The sequence below is a fragment of the Pseudomonas sp. MPB23 genome (assembly GCF_046605395.1).
Classification (GTDB): Bacteria; Pseudomonadota; Gammaproteobacteria; order Pseudomonadales; family Pseudomonadaceae; genus Aquipseudomonas.
On the sequence record NZ_CP176771.1, the window covers coordinates 4,276,644 to 4,293,840 of the forward strand.

Below are 17,197 nucleotides of genomic sequence, written 5' to 3' on the forward strand. Positions count from 1 at the left end.
GAAGGCAAGGGTGTCGCGGGCGACTGCGAATCTGAAGGAAGCCCGAGACAAAATGCTGGCCTGACGAACAGGAAGCGGATGAGGCGGCGCAGCGGGGTGAGGTGGCCATAATCGCCAAAGCCCGATACTTGCACGGAACGCTGCGACGTAGATCCGACAGGCATAAGCAGGAAGGTCGCGCGAATTACCCTGGGAGATCTGTACGCTTGCCATTGTGCTACCGATTGTCGAGAGGCGACGGGATGGGCGTGCAGAAGTCAGCCGAGGCCGTAGTAAGTGGCGGTCAACCACGCCATCAAGGGCCGAACAGGTCATGCCGCCAGTAGGCGTCAGCGTCTCGTCGATAACCGAAATGCAGAAATTTCTCCAAGAGAAGACTGTCACCCCGAGTCCCGGCCAGAGGCCGAGGATGACGCCTGACAGCGCAGAGGTATCGGCGGCGTCGGTGACGTGGATGAACGCGGAGCCGGACACGCTGATGGAGCGGGTGCTTGCGCCGCTCAATCTCAAGCGTGCGTATCAGCGCGTGGTCAGCAACAAGGGGGCGCCGGGTGCCGATGGCATGACGGTCGCCGACTTGGCAGGCTACGTGAAACAGTATTGGCCCATCCTGAAGGTCAGGCTGCTGGCAGGTGAATACCATCCCCAGGCAGTGCGGGCGGTCGAAATTCCCAAACCGCAGGGCGGTATGCGGCAACTGGGCATTCCCAGTGTCGTGGATCGCCTGATCCAGCAAGCCCTGCTGCAACAGCTCACGCCGATCTTCGATCCGCTGTTCTCGGACTATAGCTACGGCTTCCGTCCGGGCAGAAGCGCTCACCAGGCTGTCGAGATGGCCCGCACCCATGTGGCGGCGGGTCATAGGTGTTGCGTGGAACTCGATCTGGAGAAGTTCTTTGATCGGGTCAACCACGACATCCTGATGTTCTGTGTTGAGCGCCATGTCGAAGACAAACAGGTGCTCAGACTCATCCGCCGTTACCTCGAAGCGGGCGTCATGTCGGGCGGGGTTGTCAGCCATCGGCAGGAGGGGGCGCCGCAAGGCGGCCCGCTTTCGCCGCTGCTGTCGAACATCCTGCTCGATGAACTCGACCGTGAGTTGGAGCGGCGAGGCCATCGCTTCGTGCGCTATGCCGATGACGCGAACATTTATGTCCGTAGTCCGCGTGCTGGCGAACGAGTGCTGGCCAGTGTCGAGCGGTTCCTGAATCACCGTCTGAAACTGAGACTGAATCGGGACAAGAGTCGCGTGGCTGGGTCGTGGAAATGCGACTACCTGGGGTATGGGATGAGTTGGCACTCGCAGCCTAGACTGCGAGTGGCAACCATGAGCCTGCGCCGTGTGCGCGACCGTCTCAGGGAACTGCTGCGAGGGGTGCGGGGCCACAAGATGGCGAATGTCATCGAGCGGGTAAACCCGGTGCTGCGAGGCTGGGCAGGCTACTTCAAGCTCAGCCAGAGCAAGCGTCCACTGGAAGAGCTGGATGGCTGGGTCAGGCACAAACTTCGCTGTGTCATCTGGCGGCAATGGAAGCAGCCCTCTACGAGGGCGCGCAACCTGATGCGCCTGGGATTGAGCGAGGAGCGTGCCTGCAAGTCGGCCTTCAATGGCCGAGGCCCGTGGTGGAACTCAGGAGCGCCGCATATGAATCAGGCGCTGCCGAAGAAGCTATGGGACAGACTTTGACTGGTCTCGATACTGGATACGATCAATCGGCTTAACCGCATGGCCTGAACCGCCGTGTACGGAACCGTACGCACGGTGGTGTGGGAGGACGGCGGCCGTGAGGCCGCCTCCTACCCGATCGCAGCGTTCCGGCCTCCCGGCATTAGATCTTGAGTAGATGCACCAGTAGAAACAGTTCACTTCAGGCCAAAAAACGGTGCGCTTGAAGACAAGCCAGCCGCTAGGCCCGCGCGTAGCTTAGCGATGTGGGCAAGACATCCGTCACGCCTCCCCAGACAAAAACAAGATTTGTGGTGACCCATGAACATAGTAGACCCGATCACCCTGGCAGTCGTGCGCGGTGCGCTCGAAACAGCCCAGCGAGAAATGACCCTGACGCTGGAAAAGACCAGTCGCTCGAGCGTGTTCAACCTCGCCCACGACTATTCCAACGCACTCTTCGATCACCTCCCGGAAATGATCCTGCAAGGCCAGGACCTTCCTATTCATCTCGGTTCGCTTATCCCAGCGATGAAATGCGTTGCTGGCTTCTTCGGTGATGAGATTGCCGAGGGCGATGTTATTTATCATAACGATCCAGCCTACATGGGCAGTCATATCCTCGACTGCTGCATGTACAAACCGGTGTTCTATAAGGGCGAGCTGGTGTTCTGGACGGTCTGCAAGGGCCACCTGACCGATATTGGCGGCCCGGTACCGGCCGGCTACAACCCGGACGCAAAAGAAATCTACGCAGAGGGCCTGCGCATCCCGCCTGTCAAGTTGTGGGCCCAGGGCCAGCGCCGGGAAGACGTAATCAACCTGCTGCTGACCAACATGCGCGCCCGCGCCTATCAAGAAGGCGATCTGAATGCCCAGTACGGTGCTTGCAGCGTGGGCGAGCGTCACCTGATCGAGTTGCTCGATCGCTATGGCGTCGACCAGGTCCGAGCGTGCATTACCGAGCTGAAAGATATGGCAGACCGTCATATGCGCGCATTGTTGCGTGATGTGCCAGACGGTTTCTACAGCGGCACTGCCATTCTCGAAGACTCCGGTCATGGTCTGGGAGAATTGTCGATCACTGCCCAGGTGGAAATTCGCGGCGACGAGGCGCACGTTCTGATAGAGAGCCCGCCGCAGGTGCCTTACTTCATCAACTCCTACGCGGGCAATTCGATCTCCGGGGTTTACCTCGGACTGATGATGTTCGCCCAGGTGCCACCGCCCTACAATGAAGGCCTCTATCGCTGCGTGAGTGTAGACCTTGGCCCGTCCGGTACTCTGTGCAACGCCCAGGAGCCGGCACCGCACGTCAACTGCACCACTACTCCGATGGAAACCCTCGCCGATGCCGTGCGTCTGGCCCTTGAACAGGCGGCTCCGGAGCGTGTGACCGCCTCCTGGGGGCATGCCAGCGGGATCAATATCGCTGGGCACGACCCACGCAACAACAACGATGAATATGTGACCATGGTGCTGGCCTCGGTCATCTCCGGCGCTGGCGCTAACAAGGCTATGGATGGTTGGCCTGCTTGCGGCCCGCTGTGCTGCTTCGGCGCGCTGACGTCCGGCGATATCGAACTGCTTGAGTACTCCTATCCGGTACTGATACACCGCTACAGCCTGATGACCGACAGTGGTGGCGCCGGTGAATTCCGCGGTGGCTCTGGTACTCGCCTGGAGCTCGAGCCGCTGAAGCACGCCATGACCGTGGTCGGTTTCGGTGAGGGCCGGCAGCTGCCTACCGCCGGTGCGGCAGGGGCGAAGAATGTTCTGCTCGAGCCCAAGCTCGGCCGCTTGATCCATAGACATGTCGACGGTGAGGAAGACCATTACATCCAGAACACTCTGCTGACCGCACAACCAGGTGAGCGCGTAATCAACGTCAACCCGGGCGGTGGTGGCTATGGCGACCCACTACGTCGTCCGCTGGCCACGGTTCTAGCCGATGTGCGCAACGGCTTGGTCTCGATTGACGGCGCGCGCCTTGAATACGGCGTAGTGATTGACGGCAACGGCCAACTCGATGAAGCCGCAACCCACGCACACCGAGCCGCGCACTGAGCACAGCCCCTTTGAGCAATGCAGAGAATTCGAAAATGAGCAAACAACAATATCGCCTGGGCATCGATGCCGGCGGCACCTTCACTGATTTCATCCTCGCCGACCATCAGGGCAACGTGCAGTTGTTCAAGGCGCCGTCCACCCCACATGACGGCACCCTGGCCATACGCAACGGTCTGGCGCAAATCGCCGATGCCCTCGGCCGTACACCAGCCGAGATCATTGCCGACTGCGATCTGTGCATCAACGGGACGACTGTGGCGCTCAACGCACTGATCGAAAAGACCGGGGTCAAGGTGGGCCTGCTGTGTACCGATGGCCATGAAGACAGCCTGGAAATTCGCCTTGGCCACAAAGAAGATGGCCATCGCTATGACGCCACTTATCCACCGGCGCATATGTTAGTGCCGCGCCACCTGCGCCGTCCAATCGGCGGGCGTATTATCAGTGACGGCAGCGAGTTCAGCCCGCTAGACGAGGCGGCGATTCATGCCGCCATCGACTACTTCCGCGAACAACAGGTGCAGGCGGTGGCGATCTCCTTCGTCTGGTCGGTGCGCAACCCTAGTCACGAGCAGCGCGCTATGGCTATGGTGCGTGCGGCTTTACCTGACGTATTTGTCTGCAGCGGCCACGAGGTGTTCCCGCAGATTCGCGAATACACACGCACCTCGACAACCGTGGTCAACGCCTACCTTAGCCCAGTGATGGGTCGTTATATCGAACGCATCGACGCGCTGTTCGAGGAGCTGGGCGCGCAGCAGCCTACCCGCTATTTCCAGTCCAACGGAGGTCTGGCTCCTGGCGTGGTAATGCGTGAGCGGGCGGTCAACGCGATCAACTCCGGTCCGGCATCTGCCCCGCAAGCCGGCTTGTGCGTGGCCCAGCCATTCGGTATCGACAACGTAATCACCGTCGATATGGGTGGTACCTCGTTCGACATCACTCTTAGCAAAGGCGGTCGCACCAACTTCAGCAAAGACAGCGACTTCCTCCGTTACCGTATCGGCGTGCCAATGATTCAGGTGGAATCCCTTGGCGCCGGCGGTGGCTCGATCGCCCACCTTGACGACTTCGGCATGCTCCAGGTCGGTCCACGCAGTGCCGGGGCTAACCCCGGGCCTGTGTGTTATGGAAAGGGTGGGGTCGAGCCGACTGTAACCGATGCTAACCTGGCGCTCGGTTATCTGGCTGATGGTGCACTGCTCGGTGGCAGCATCCGTCTAAATCGACAAGCCGCGATCGATGCGATCCGCAGTAAAATTGCCGAACCGCTGGGTATCAGTGTCGAGCGCGCGGCCGTCGGTATCATTACCCTGGTTAACCTGAGCATGGTTAGTGGTATCCGCCGCGTGTCCATTGAGCGTGGTTATGATCCCCGTGACTTCGCCCTGATCGGTGCCGGTGGTGCAGCGGGCATGCACGTGATGCGACTAGCTGAGGAAATCGGCAGCAAGGTTGTGCTGATTCCCAAGGTGGCTTCGGGGCTGTGCGCCTTCGGCCAGATTCTCTCTGACATCCGCTATGATCAGCTGACTACTTTGCCGATGCGTTTGGATGACGAGTTCGTCGATTTGGAGCAACTAAACCAGGCCCTGCAGCAGTTACGCGAGCGTGGTATGACGAACCTGCGAGACGATGGTTTCGGTGGTGACAATCGTATTGAATGCCAGTACAGCCTGGAGATTCGTTACCTCGGACAGATCCACGAGTGCAGCGTCGAACTGAGCTGCGACCGGCTCGACCGTAGCAGCCTGGCGGCCCTGCGCGAATCCTTCCACCAGCGGCACAAGGCGCTGTTTTCCTTCAGTGAGCCTAACAGCCCGGTCGAACTAGTTAATCTAGAGTGCTCGGTGATCGCGCGGTTACAGCGTCCACCAATGCCTGAACTTGCAACCCCGCTCAAGGCAACGGCCGCGATTCCGGCTGGTCATCGTCCGATGCTGTTCAATGCGCAAGACGATTGGCAGGACACGCCTGTGTACAACGGCGACCGCATAGAAGTAGGGCAGATTATTCAAGGTCCCTGTGTGATTGAGGAAGCGACCACAAACATCGTTGTTCCACCGGGCTGGCGGGTCAGTCTGGATCCCTCGGCCACATATGAACTGACTCCCGGTCATTGACCGTCAGGGATTTTTAACAAAGGATTGTGTAACAACGGCACCGACGGCATTCACCGTTGGTGCCGCCCTCATAATAACTACAAATTGAGGACCTTTCATGACAGATCAATTGTCTACGCGGTATTGGCCTGAGGGAGAAAGGCAATCGCGTTGGGCCGAAGCCATCGGCAATACATATTTTCCATTGTCGTTGGAGTTCAATTCCAGCGCCATTTTCCAAGGCAGCCTGAAAATTTGGAAAACGGGCAGTACGCCGTTGGCGTTATCGCGCCTGCGCTCCAGTCAGCTAGGCTATTCGCGCAGCGAGAGCCAGGTTAGCGAAGATACTGAACCCTGTTACCTTGTAACAGTGCCGCGCCTTACCGAAGTACACTTCGAGCAAGACGGTCGTGAGCTCCATTGTAAGCCAGGTGGGTTCATCTTCGAGCGAGGCGATGCGCCTTATCGTTTTCACTACTCCTGCGACAACGACCTTTGGGTATTCAAGCTGCCTGAGCGCGCGCTACATGGACAGATACGTGGAGCCGAGCGCTACACCCGTTTCTGTTTCGAGGCTCGGCGTGGATTGGGACGAATTTTTGTTGATCAACTGGCGATGTGTGCCGCGCGCTTCGACGAATGCGATGCGGATGCCCGTCATATGCTGCTGGAACAGGTGCTTTCGACGTTGTTAATGGCTCTGCGCCAAGATGAGCGCGTCCTTAATAGTGAGAGTTCGAGTCTAGCTGCCCTGCATTTGCAGCGTATCGAGCCCTACATCGACCGAAACTTGTGTTCAGCTGAACTAAACCCGCAGCATATTGCTCAGGCCTGCGGCTTATCGGTTCGCTATTTGCATAAATTATTTTTCAGTACGCCCTACAGTCTCGGTGAATGGATTCGCCTGAAACGATTGGAGGCTGTATATCAACGCCTACGTGATCCCCACTGCCACCTATCAATCGGTGAGCTGGCATATCGTTGGGGGTTCAGTGATCAGGCACAATTTTCCCGGCATTTTCGCCAGCACTTTAGTTGTACTGCCAGTGAAGCCCGAGCCGTTTCGTTAAAGCCGTAGCCGGTTACTTTATTGTCAATGTGCTCTGGGGGATTAGAAGTCACTCGGCGTAGCTCCCCATAAAGGCTCCACGCCTTTTCACCGTTGCGGGAGTACCAGTTATATATCGGCGTCTGATATTCCATACGGGCGCTAACTTGGGTAAGCCTTTGTCGTCTGCATTGGCAAACTCATGCGTAGCTGGTGTTGCTGATCAAGCCAAGCTTATTGTTTTAGGTTCACGCGAGCGGGCTGAGAGCGGCGCAGGCTTCACAAGCGTAAGACGGAACCATGCTAGGTGCAAAGCTATGGTGTTGGGTAGTAATTGCTTCAGGTCTGTCCTGCAAAAAACATGCTGAAATTCCGCAGGCACCCCCTCTAAGGGCGAGACACGGTAACTATCCCATGATTTCAGGGGCGGACTGGGATGCTCTCAGGTTGCTGTTGCGCATGATCCCTTCGATGATCGGTACTGGTGTCATCAGATGAGCCTGCATCATGGCGCTTGCTCGCGTTGCGTCACGGGCAAGGATAGCTTCTACCAGTTCGCTGTGCTCTTGACGTTTCAGGGACAAGGCCTCCTCGGATAGCACCGTGCGCCGCAGCCACAGCTGGCGATAGCGCTCGGCCTGATCGAACAGATAGGCGCGCGCCTGCAGCAGGTGTCTAGACCCACAGCCGGAGGCTATAGCTGTATGGAAGGCCTTGTGTCGGGCATCCCATATTTCCAGCATCTGCTCCTGGGTCTTGACCTCCATTACCTTGGCCAATGTATGCGAATAGGCCAACACCTGGGCCTCCCAGGCGTCATCGCCGCGTTCGATGGCGAGCTTAAGTACCAGCGCTTCGAGATTGGCCCGTGCGTCATAGATGTCCTGCATTTCGCTCAGCGACATAGGAGCGACGCGGTAGCCACGCTGACTGATAGCTACTACCAGATTTTCCGCAATCAGATGCGATAGCGCTTCACGCAGAGGGCCTACGCCTAGGTCGTAGCGCTCCTTAAGCGCAGTCATTCGCAGTTTTTCTCCGGGCTTGAACATGCCCTGAATTATGTCCCGCTTGAGCCACTCATAGCCGCTGACTGCTGAGTTTTGGCGGGGGGCGAGCGTATCCATAAACCATGCTCCTCAACGGGTTTTATCCATCATACGCAACTGCAGAAATATTTACTAAGTGGAGATGCAGTTGCCGAGTGTCGCTATTTTATAAAAGCGTAGACATTTTTATAAAATAGCTATATTTTTAGTCCGGCTGTTCTGGTAAATCTCGGGGCGGCGTACAGACAATTTTTTCGTCAGGACTCTGCCATGAATGCCTTTACCCAGCTCAAAGATCTTGTGATGCCGCTACCGACCGCCGTTAAGGGGTTTTCTCTTTCACCCTCCGCTCAGTCGCCCCGTTTGTTCGAGCTGACCTTCACTAAGGCGACGATAGAGGCTTTCTGTGTAGCAGTGGCCGAGTGGCCGGTGCAGGCGCTGGAATACAAGTCCTTCTTGCGATTTCGCTTCGCCAAAATTCTTGACGATCTCTGCGGTAACAGCCTGCGCCCGGTGCTACTCAACGCCCTAATGGATCGTGCCACCGGAGGGCTGTTAATCAAGCAGGAGGCCCTGAATGATGTGGCACAAGCTGATGATATGGTCAAATTCTCGACTGCTGTGGCCCACCTGCTGGGGCGGTCGAACTTTGATGCGATGAGCGGCCAGTTCTACGCACGCTTCGTGGTCGAGAACGTCGATAATTCGGACAGCTACCTGCGCCAACCTCACCGGGTAATGGAGTTGCACAACGATGGTACTTTCGTCGATCAGATCACCGACTACGTGCTGATGATGAAGATCGATGAGCAGAATATCGAAGGTGGCAACTCGCTGATCCTGCATCTGGACGACTGGGAGGATCGCCATGCTTTCTTCCATCATCCGCTAGCACGGCGCGTCATGCGCTGGACCGCGCCGCCGAGTAAAAGGGTCGATACGGACGTGTTCCATTCGATCTTTGATGTCGACGCCGAAGGGCGGCCGACTATTCGCTATATCGATCAATTTGTTCAGCCCAAAGACTTCGACGAGGGCAACTGGCTGACCGACCTGTCTATCTCCCTGGAGGGCAGTAAACAGAAGCTTTCCGTGCCGGTGCCAGTTGGCTGCTTCCTGCTGATTAATAACCTGTATTGGCTGCATGGCCGCGATCGTTTCACCCCTCACCCTGGGCTGCGCCGTGAACTGATGCGCCAGCGCGGTTACTTCAGTTACCCCAAACTCGGCCATCAGCAAGGCCAATAATTGCCATTAATTGAACAGGGGCTGCGCGGTTTAGCCCTTGTCGTTTGTCCACGGGGCAAAACAGATCGAGTAGAGGTGATAGCGGTGTACGATTTTGTGATCATCGGGGGCGGCATTATCGGCATGTCGACTGCCATGCAATTAATCAAGGCCTACCCAGAGTCGAAAATCTTGTTGCTCGAGAAAGAGTCCGGGCCAGCTAAGCATCAGACGGGGCACAATAGCGGGGTCATCCACGCCGGCGTCTACTACACGCCGGGTAGCTTGAAGGCGAAGTTCTGCCTGGAAGGCAACCGTGCTACCAAATCGTTCTGTAACGAGCACGGCATTATCTACGATGAGTGCGGTAAGTTGCTGGTCGCCACCAATGAGGTGGAAATGCAGCGCATGCGCGCGCTTTGGGAGCGCACTGCAGCCAATGGTCTGGAGCGCGAGTGGCTGTCTGCGGAGCAACTGAAGGAACGCGAACCGAACATCACCGGAATCGGCGGGATCTTCGTGCCCTCCAGTGGTATCGTTAACTATGCCGAGGTCACCGCTGCCATGGCTCGCGAGTTCCAGAGGCACGGTGGCGAGATTCGCTACGACAGCGAAGTCATCGGCCTGGAAGAGCGCGCCACGGAGATGCGGGTTAAAACCCAGCATGAAGAAGTCATTGCACGCTTTTTGGTGACCTGCTCGGGTCTGATGGCCGACCGCATTGTATGTCTACTGGGCTTAGATCCTGGCTTTAGCATTTGCCCGTTCCGTGGCGAATACTATTTGCTGCCTGAGCAGCACAACCGGATCGTCAATCACCTGATCTACCCGATTCCCGATCCCTCCATGCCGTTCCTCGGCGTGCACCTGACGCGAATGATCGACGGCAGTGTGACAGTCGGTCCCAATGCTGTGCTGGCACTCAAGCGTGAGGGCTATCGCAAGCGTGACATATCTTTGTCCGACACGTTCGCAATGCTCACCAATCCGGGCATTCTTAAAGTGCTCAAGGACAATCTGCGGCCCGGCCTGATCGAGATGAAAAACTCGCTGTTCAAGCGTGGTTATCTACAGCAAGTACGCAAGTACTGCCCCAGCTTAACGCTGCAGGATCTCAAGCCTTACCCGGCCGGCGTCCGCGCCCAAGCGGTTTCAGCGGACGGCAAGTTGATCGAGGACTTCCTGTTCCGCAATACCCGCCGTAGCGTCAACGTCTGCAATGCACCATCGCCGGCGGCTACCTCTGCAATTCCCATAGGCGCCTACATCATCAAGCAGATTGATGCACAGCTGCAGGGGCTACCCAGGTTTGTAAAAAACCAACATCCCGCATGAGGCAGTGCGGGGCGAATTCGGCAGTGCACTGGAACGAACAAGACTGTGCGCAAGACGACAAGCCCCGCACCGGCTCAGTCTAATAGGCTATCGGCTAGTGCACTTAACGTCCCCGAGCCAAGTCATCGTTACTGAACTCGTTACCGAATTGAAGTGTGTGATTGTGATCAAAAGCCGGATGCCTACTTATAAGGCTACTCCCAGAAACCATGCTTGTTAGTCATATTGAGAGCGCCCCATGAACCAGTCAGTATCCTCGCTGCCAGAAAAAGACATTCAGTATCAACTGCACCCCTACACCAATGCTCGCCTTCATCAGGAGCTTGGCCCGCTGATCATCGAGCGCGGGGAGGGTATCTATGTTTATGACGATCAGGGCAAGGGTTATATCGAGGCGATGGCTGGGTTGTGGAGCGCCGCGCTTGGCTTTAGCAATCAACGTCTGATCAAGGCAGCTGAGCAGCAATTCAACACCCTGCCGTTTTATCACCTGTTCAGTCACAAATCGCATCGCCCGAGTATCGAGTTAGCCGAAAAGCTGATCGAGATGGCGCCGGTGCCTATGAGTAAGGTGTTCTTCACCAACTCCGGTTCCGAGGCTAACGATACTGTAGTGAAGATGGTCTGGTACCTCAATAACGCTCTAGGCAAACCAGCCAAGAAGAAGTTCATCAGTCGGGTCAACGGCTACCACGGCATCACCGTCGCCAGCGCAAGCTTGACTGGCCTTCCAGGCAACCAGCGCGGTTTCGACCTGCCGCTTCCAGGCTTCCTGCATGTCGGCTGCCCGCACCATTATCGTTTCGCCCTTGCCGGTGAAAGTGAAGAGCATTTCGCTGACCGCCTTGCCGTCGAGCTCGAGCAGAAGATTCTCGCCGAAGGCCCGGAGACTATCGCAGCGTTCATTGGCGAGCCATTGATGGGCGCTGGCGGTGTCATAGTGCCGCCTCGTACCTACTGGGAGAAGATCCAGAAAGTTTGCCGTAAGTACGACATCCTGGTTATCGCCGATGAGGTAATCTGTGGATTTGGGCGTACCGGGCAGATGTTTGGCAGCCAGACCTTTGGTATCCAGCCGGACATCATGGTGTTATCCAAGCAACTGTCATCTTCTTATCAGCCGATAGCGGCGATTCTGATCAATGCCCCAGTATTTGAGGGCATCGCTGATCAGAGCCAAGCGCTTGGCGCGCTTGGGCATGGGTTCACCGGCAGCGGTCATCCGGTAGCTACTGCCGTGGCCTTGGAGAACCTGAAGATTATTGAAGAGGAGAGCCTGGTCGAGCATGCGGCGCAAATGGGCCAGTTGTTGCGCAGCGGCCTACAGCATTTCATCGATCATCCCTTGGTGGGCGAAATTCGCGGTTGTGGACTGATCGCTGCGGTAGAACTAGTTGGCGATCGCGTGAGCAAGGCGCCGTATCAGGCGCTAGGCACCCTCGGACGCTACATGGCCGGCAGAGCCCAGGAACACGGCATGATTACTCGCGCCATGGGTGATGCCGTGGCCTTCTGCCCGCCGTTAATCGTCAACGAACAGGAAGTCGGAATGATTGTAGAGCGCTTTGCCAGGGCGCTGGACGACACCACTCAGTGGGTTGGTTAGATCAATCCGGGGGAGGAGAGAATTGCTTTTATGTGGCTCTCCTCGGCTTAAATTCATAGCTTGGAAAATAGCTGAGCAGCACTGAATGCAGTCTGCGAAGGAGCACGCCATGCAACTCAAAGATACCCAATTGTTCCGCCAACAGGCTTATATCGACGGAACCTGGTTGGACGCGGACAGCGGCCAGACCATTCAGGTCACCAATCCGGCCACCAACGAAGTTATGGGTAGTGTGCCGAAGATGGGGGCAGCGGAAACCCGTCGAGCCATCGAAGCAGCAGATCATGCCCTGCCAGCCTGGCGTGCACTGACAGCTAAAGACCGCGCCAACAAACTGCGCCGCTGGTTTGAACTGATGATTGAAAACCAGGACGACCTGGGTCGTCTCATGACCATGGAGCAAGGTAAGCCACTTGCCGAAGCCAAGGGCGAAATTGCTTTCGCGGCGTCCTTCCTTGAGTGGTTCGCCGAAGAAGCCAAGCGCGTGTATGGCGACGTAATTCCCGGCCACCAACCGGACAAACGCCTGATCGTGATCAAACAGCCCATCGGCGTAACGGCAGCGATTACACCCTGGAACTTCCCGGCAGCCATGATCACCCGTAAAGCCGGCCCGGCCCTGGCCGCCGGTTGTACCATGGTGCTCAAGCCAGCGTCGCAAACGCCTTATTCGGCGCTGGCGTTGGCAGTGCTGGCCGAGCGTGCCGGGATCCCCAAAGGCGTGTTCAGTGTAATCACTGGCAGTGCTGGCGAAGTCGGCAGCGAACTGACTAGCAACCCGATCGTGCGCAAGTTGAGCTTTACTGGCTCCACCGAAATTGGTCGCCAGCTAATGGCCGAATGTGCCAAGGACATTAAAAAGGTGTCGCTAGAACTGGGCGGAAACGCGCCGTTCATCGTATTCGATGATGCCGACCTTGATAAGGCAGTGGAAGGCGCACTGATCTCCAAATACCGCAACAATGGCCAGACCTGCGTGTGCGCCAACCGCCTGTATATCCAAGACGGCGTATACGATGCCTTCGCCGAGAAGCTGAAAATCGCGGTAGCTAAGTTGCAGATTGGTAACGGTTTGGACGAAGGTATCACCACCGGCCCTCTGATCGATGCCAAGGCGGTGGCCAAGGTCCAGGAGCACATTGCCGACGCCATTAGCAAGGGTGCCAAGCTACTCGCTGGTGGTAAGCCGCACGCCCTCGGTGGCACTTTCTTCGAGCCGAGCATCCTCATTGACGTACCGAATAACGCCGCCGTAGCCAAGGAAGAAACCTTCGGTCCGCTGGCGCCGCTGTTCCGTTTTAAGGACGAGGCCGACGTGATCGCGATGTCCAATGACACCGAGTTCGGCCTGGCCTCGTACTTCTATGCCCGCGATATGGGGCGCGTGTTCCGTGTGGCCGAAGCCCTAGAATACGGTATGGTCGGCGTCAATACTGGGCTGATCTCCAATGAAGTTGCGCCTTTCGGTGGTATCAAGGCATCCGGCCTGGGTCGCGAAGGATCCAAGTACGGCATTGAGGATTACCTGGAGATCAAGTACCTCTGCCTGGGTGGTATCTAAGAGCCCGGCGAATAGGCACGTGATTCTCGCTCAGGCCCCACTTGGCGAGCATCATTAATCTTGGCCCGGTCTATAAAACCCGGGCATGCTACATCGGTTGTGGCGCAGACAAAGATTGACGCGGGCTATTTCTACGTCACCGTCTACTTCTCACGGCTGTTGCCGCGCAACCAGAGTCTGGAGGCCTGTATCCGCGTCGACAGCGCCCCCTGTTCGAGCTAGGTGCCTAACATTTCTAACGATTGAGCGTTGCGCGGAGTCCTACACCTAGGCTCTGCGCCTTTTTAATCCCGCCGCGCTAGATTAGGCGAAGTAATGCTGCCTTCACAGCCAGTCCTGCTGGTATGGATAAAGGTGATATCCATCACCTATGCCATGTTAGGGGCGACGGTGAACTCTCTCTAAGATGGTTTGGTGCGATGATTTAAGGCGCCCCAGCGACCGTTGATTGCATCCAATGTGCTCATTAGCTTTTCTGTTCGAGCTGGCTGTTCCTGTGCGAATAGATCCTGTGTGTACTCATCACGCTTACACAGGTCTAGCAGCAACACTTGGGCTTTGGCATAGCTGAAACCCTCTCGTTACAGCCTTTTGATTCCCTCCTGTGCCGCTGCAATGATCAAACGCGTGTCATCGGTCGGGTAGGGCAGTTGGCAAAGCAGGCCGTTGGCGTACTTACCATCATTGAATTCGCTCGGTCGCAATCAGGCGAGCATTCGGGGCTTGGATCACGATCCCTCCAGTCGTAATAGCCACTGGCAGAAATCTTCAAGCAGAGGCACATAAGGTCGTAAGAACTGCGTAGCTGGTGACCCCGTCTTCCGTGCCATGAAAGTTGACCTGACCAACCGCTATCCGTCAGTCGGTGAGGCGAAGCAACTTCCTTTATGGCATGGTGCCACAGTCCCTTATTACGGAACGTGTAGTACCCGCATTGATTTCGTAGGGCGAGCAGCAGTGCCGCGTGATGAAGTGAAAGGCTTGGTCGCTTGCCCGACCTTCTACACGTAGGATCGCTATGGCATGTCCATGTCCTGTCAGCAACAGCAACAGCAACAGCAACAGCAATTGCTTATGGCTTGGGATCGACAGTATCCTTCCACCTGCAGCAACTGACCCACATCATGATTCTCGCCCTGGTCGCTCTCAGCCTCGACCTGTTGGTGGGCGTGACCGGCATGGTCAGCCTGGCCCAGGCGGCCTTCTTCGGCATCGCCGGCTACAGCCTGGTGTTGTTCGCCCCGGAGTTCGAGGCGGTGAACTTCTGGCTGGCGCTGCTGCTGTGCCTGGGCGTCAGCGCCGCAGCTGCGCTGCTGATGGGCCTGCTGATCATCCGCACCTCGGGCATCTTCTTCATCATGGCGACCATCGCCTTCTCGCAGATGCTCTATTACCTGTTCCACGACTCGGCCTTCGCCGGCGGCTCGGACGGCATCTACCTGTTCCTCAAGCCCGAGGTGGCCATCGCCGGGGTGCATCTGCTCGACCTGGAGAACCCGCGCAGCCTGTTCTACCTGGTGCTCGGCTCCCTGGTGCTGGTCTATCTGCTGCTGCGCACCTTCCTGCGCGCGCCGTTCGGCCGGGTGCTGCTGGGCATCAAGCACAACGAGGAACGGGTCCGTTCCATGGGCTACAACCCGCTGTTCTACAAGCTGGCGGCCTTCGTCATTGCCGGCACCATCGCCGGCTACGCCGGCATGCTCTCGGCCACCCAATACGGTTTCGTCAGCCCCGACCAGGTCGGCTGGCAGCTCTCGGCCCACGCCCTGGTGATGGTCATCCTCGGTGGCATGGGCAGCCTGTTCGGCGCCATCTTCGGCGCCTTCGCCTTCGAGGGCCTGCACCATCTGTTCGCCGGCCTGACCCCGCACTGGGAGCTGCCCATGGGGCTGGTGGTCATCGCCATGGTTCTGTTGCTGCCGCGCGGTCTCGCCGGGTTGCTGCTGCAGCTCTGCGACCGGCGCACAGCCACGGCCTGCGACGCAAGTACGGTATCCACCCCCGACGCGATGAAGAAGGAGGCCGGCGTATGACCGCCCATGTTCTAGAAACCCGCGGACTGAGCAAGGCCTTCGGCGGCCTGCGTGCGGTCAACGACATTTCCCTGAGCGTGGCGCCCTGCGAGGTACACGCGATCATCGGCCCCAACGGCGCCGGCAAGAGCACCATGGTCAATCTGCTGTCCGGCCATCTTCAGCCCAGCGCCGGGCAGATCCTCTTTCACGGCCGCGACATCACCGGCTTGGCGCCCAACCGGGTGTCGCACCTGGGCATCGGCCGCAGCTTCCAGCGCACCAACATCTTTCCCAGCTTCACCTGCCTGGAAAACTGCTGGCTGGCGGCGCAGTCGCGGCTGAAGAACTCCTTTCGTTTCTTCCGCCGCTGCGAGGCCTATGTCGAGGTACGCGAGCGCGCCGAACGGGCGCTGGAGCTTTGCGGCCTGGCCGCCCACCGCGACACCCTGGCCGATGCCCTGAGTTATGGCGAGCAACGCCAACTGGAGATCGGCATGGTACTGGCCACCGAGCCGAGCTTCCTGCTGCTCGACGAACCCATGGCCGGCATGGGCAAGGACGAATCGGCGCGGGTGGTCGAACTGCTCGCCAGACTGTCGCAGCAGTACGCCATGGTCCTGGTCGAGCACGACATGGATGCGGTGTTCAGCATCGCCCACCGTCTCACCGTGATGGTCAACGGCGAGCTGCTGGCCAGTGGCCCGCTGGACCAGGTGCGCAACGATCCGGCGGTACAGCAGGCCTATCTGGGCGACGGCGAGGAGCAATTCTGATGAGCGCACAAGCCCTGGTGCAGGCCACCGGCCTGCACACCTATTACGGCAACAGTCATGTGCTGCATGGCGTCGACCTGCAGATCCAGCCGGGCGAGACCCTGGCGCTGATGGGCCGCAACGGCATGGGCAAGAGCACCACCATTCGCTCGTTGCTCGGCCTGACGCCGGCGCGCCGCGGCGAGGTGCTGATCCGCGGCGAGCGCTGCAGCGGCCGCGCCACCCACCAGATCATCCGCCGCGGTATCGGCTATGTGCCAGAGGGCCGCGGCATGTTCCCCAACCTGAGCGTGCGCGAGAGCCTGATCATGGCCGCCCGCCCGGGCCTGGACGGGCGCCGCGACTGGAACCTGGAGCGGGTGCTGGCGACCTTCCCGCGCCTGGCCGAGCGCTTCTCCCACCTGAGCGGCAACCTTTCCGGCGGCGAGCAGCAGATGGTCGCCATCGGCCGCGCGTTGCTGACCAACCCCGAACTGATGATCCTCGACGAGGCCACCGAGGGCCTGGCGCCCTTGATCCGCAAGGAGATCTGGGACGTGATCCGCCTGATCAAGGCCAGCGGTATCGCCACTCTGGTGGTGGACAAGAACGTCAACGTGCTGCTCGACCTGACCGACCGCAGCATGATCATGGTCAAGGGACGGGTGGTGTTCGACGGGCCCAGCGTCGAGCTGAAGTGCCAGCCGCAGATCCTCCAGGAACATATTGGCCTGTGACGCCGGGGAGACTGACGATGAACGAGAAG

12 protein-coding genes and 1 pseudogene are annotated in these 17,197 nt (G+C 58.2%); 12 read left to right on the forward strand and 1 reads right to left on the reverse strand.

Annotation, left to right across the window (positions count from 1 at the left end; genetic code table 11):
- The first annotated feature begins 313 nt into the window (after positions 1 to 313).
- The 4 genes from ltrA to ACLH0J_RS19285 all read left to right on the forward strand — a co-directional run bounded on the left by ltrA (position 314) and on the right by ACLH0J_RS19285 (position 6,916).
- A complete protein-coding gene (ltrA, locus tag ACLH0J_RS19270) occupies positions 314 to 1,687 on the forward strand; it encodes a group II intron reverse transcriptase/maturase (protein ID WP_049950174.1) in 1,374 nt (457 codons plus the stop codon).
- 300 nt (positions 1,688 to 1,987) lie between these two features.
- Positions 1,988 to 3,733: a hydantoinase B/oxoprolinase family protein gene (locus ACLH0J_RS19275; RefSeq protein ID WP_033902868.1), complete on the forward strand. Its 1,746-nt coding sequence runs from the start codon at positions 1,988 to 1,990 to the stop codon at positions 3,731 to 3,733.
- A gap of 35 nt (positions 3,734 to 3,768) precedes the next feature.
- A complete protein-coding gene (locus tag ACLH0J_RS19280; RefSeq protein WP_033902869.1) occupies positions 3,769 to 5,859 on the forward strand; it encodes a hydantoinase/oxoprolinase family protein in 2,091 nt (696 codons plus the stop codon).
- 97 nt (positions 5,860 to 5,956) lie between these two features.
- A complete protein-coding gene (locus tag ACLH0J_RS19285) occupies positions 5,957 to 6,916 on the forward strand; it encodes a helix-turn-helix domain-containing protein (RefSeq protein ID WP_411388566.1) in 960 nt (319 codons plus the stop codon).
- Positions 6,917 to 7,293: 377 nt separating this feature from the next.
- Here ACLH0J_RS19285 and csiR read toward each other — a convergent pair whose 3' ends face one another.
- A complete protein-coding gene (gene csiR, locus ACLH0J_RS19290; protein WP_023048102.1) occupies positions 7,294 to 8,013 on the reverse strand; it encodes a DNA-binding transcriptional regulator CsiR in 720 nt (239 codons plus the stop codon).
- 192 nt (positions 8,014 to 8,205) lie between these two features.
- Between csiR and glaH the strand changes: the two genes are divergently transcribed.
- The 8 genes and pseudogenes from glaH (at position 8,206) to ACLH0J_RS19330 (ending at position 17,168) form a co-directional block, all read left to right on the forward strand.
- Positions 8,206 to 9,183, forward strand: a complete 978-nt coding sequence (glaH, locus tag ACLH0J_RS19295; RefSeq protein WP_023628647.1) for a glutarate dioxygenase GlaH — start codon at positions 8,206 to 8,208, stop codon at positions 9,181 to 9,183.
- 84 nt (positions 9,184 to 9,267) lie between these two features.
- Positions 9,268 to 10,497, forward strand: a complete 1,230-nt coding sequence (gene lhgO, locus ACLH0J_RS19300; protein WP_023048104.1) for an L-2-hydroxyglutarate oxidase — start codon at positions 9,268 to 9,270, stop codon at positions 10,495 to 10,497.
- A 238-nt stretch (positions 10,498 to 10,735) separates the two neighbouring features.
- Positions 10,736 to 12,103 (forward strand): aspartate aminotransferase family protein, encoded by a 1,368-nt coding sequence (locus ACLH0J_RS19305; RefSeq protein ID WP_023048105.1) that lies wholly within the window; start codon positions 10,736 to 10,738, stop codon positions 12,101 to 12,103.
- A 109-nt stretch (positions 12,104 to 12,212) separates the two neighbouring features.
- The gene (gene gabD, locus ACLH0J_RS19310; protein ID WP_024075423.1) at positions 12,213 to 13,664 is read left to right on the forward strand and encodes an NADP-dependent succinate-semialdehyde dehydrogenase; all 1,452 of its coding nucleotides are present in this window, start codon (positions 12,213 to 12,215) and stop codon (positions 13,662 to 13,664) included.
- Between the two features lie 786 nt (positions 13,665 to 14,450).
- Positions 14,451 to 14,762: pseudogene (locus ACLH0J_RS19315) on the forward strand (endonuclease); the annotation flags it as partial.
- On the forward strand, positions 14,744 to 15,697 hold the full coding sequence (locus ACLH0J_RS19320; RefSeq protein ID WP_024075422.1) for a branched-chain amino acid ABC transporter permease: 954 nt from the start codon (positions 14,744 to 14,746) through the stop codon (positions 15,695 to 15,697). The pseudogene ACLH0J_RS19315 and the gene ACLH0J_RS19320, both read left to right, overlap by 19 nt.
- Entirely contained in the window at positions 15,694 to 16,452 is a 759-nt protein-coding gene (locus tag ACLH0J_RS19325) for an ABC transporter ATP-binding protein (RefSeq protein ID WP_023048108.1), read from the forward strand. Before ACLH0J_RS19320 ends, ACLH0J_RS19325 begins: the two co-directional genes overlap by 4 nt.
- A complete protein-coding gene (locus tag ACLH0J_RS19330; protein WP_024075421.1) occupies positions 16,452 to 17,168 on the forward strand; it encodes an ABC transporter ATP-binding protein in 717 nt (238 codons plus the stop codon). Before ACLH0J_RS19325 ends, ACLH0J_RS19330 begins: the two co-directional genes overlap by 1 nt.
- The last annotated feature ends 29 nt before the right edge of the window (positions 17,169 to 17,197 follow it).

Excerpts from the sequence above, each read along its gene's own strand:
- ltrA (WP_049950174.1), top strand. The coding sequence starts at position 314 with ATGCCGCCAGTAGGCGTCAGCGTCTCGTCGATAACCGAAATGCAGAAA.
- ACLH0J_RS19275 (WP_033902868.1), top strand. The coding sequence starts at position 1,988 with ATGAACATAGTAGACCCGATCACCCTGGCAGTCGTGCGCGGTGCGCTC.
- ACLH0J_RS19280 (WP_033902869.1), top strand. The coding sequence starts at position 3,769 with ATGAGCAAACAACAATATCGCCTGGGCATCGATGCCGGCGGCACCTTC.
- ACLH0J_RS19285 (WP_411388566.1), top strand. The coding sequence starts at position 5,957 with ATGACAGATCAATTGTCTACGCGGTATTGGCCTGAGGGAGAAAGGCAA.
- csiR (WP_023048102.1), bottom strand. The coding sequence starts at position 8,013 with ATGGATACGCTCGCCCCCCGCCAAAACTCAGCAGTCAGCGGCTATGAG.
- glaH (WP_023628647.1), top strand. The coding sequence starts at position 8,206 with ATGAATGCCTTTACCCAGCTCAAAGATCTTGTGATGCCGCTACCGACC.
- ACLH0J_RS19305 (WP_023048105.1), top strand. The coding sequence starts at position 10,736 with ATGAACCAGTCAGTATCCTCGCTGCCAGAAAAAGACATTCAGTATCAA.
- gabD (WP_024075423.1), top strand. The coding sequence starts at position 12,213 with ATGCAACTCAAAGATACCCAATTGTTCCGCCAACAGGCTTATATCGAC.
- ACLH0J_RS19325 (WP_023048108.1), top strand. The coding sequence starts at position 15,694 with ATGACCGCCCATGTTCTAGAAACCCGCGGACTGAGCAAGGCCTTCGGC.
- ACLH0J_RS19330 (WP_024075421.1), top strand. The coding sequence starts at position 16,452 with ATGAGCGCACAAGCCCTGGTGCAGGCCACCGGCCTGCACACCTATTAC.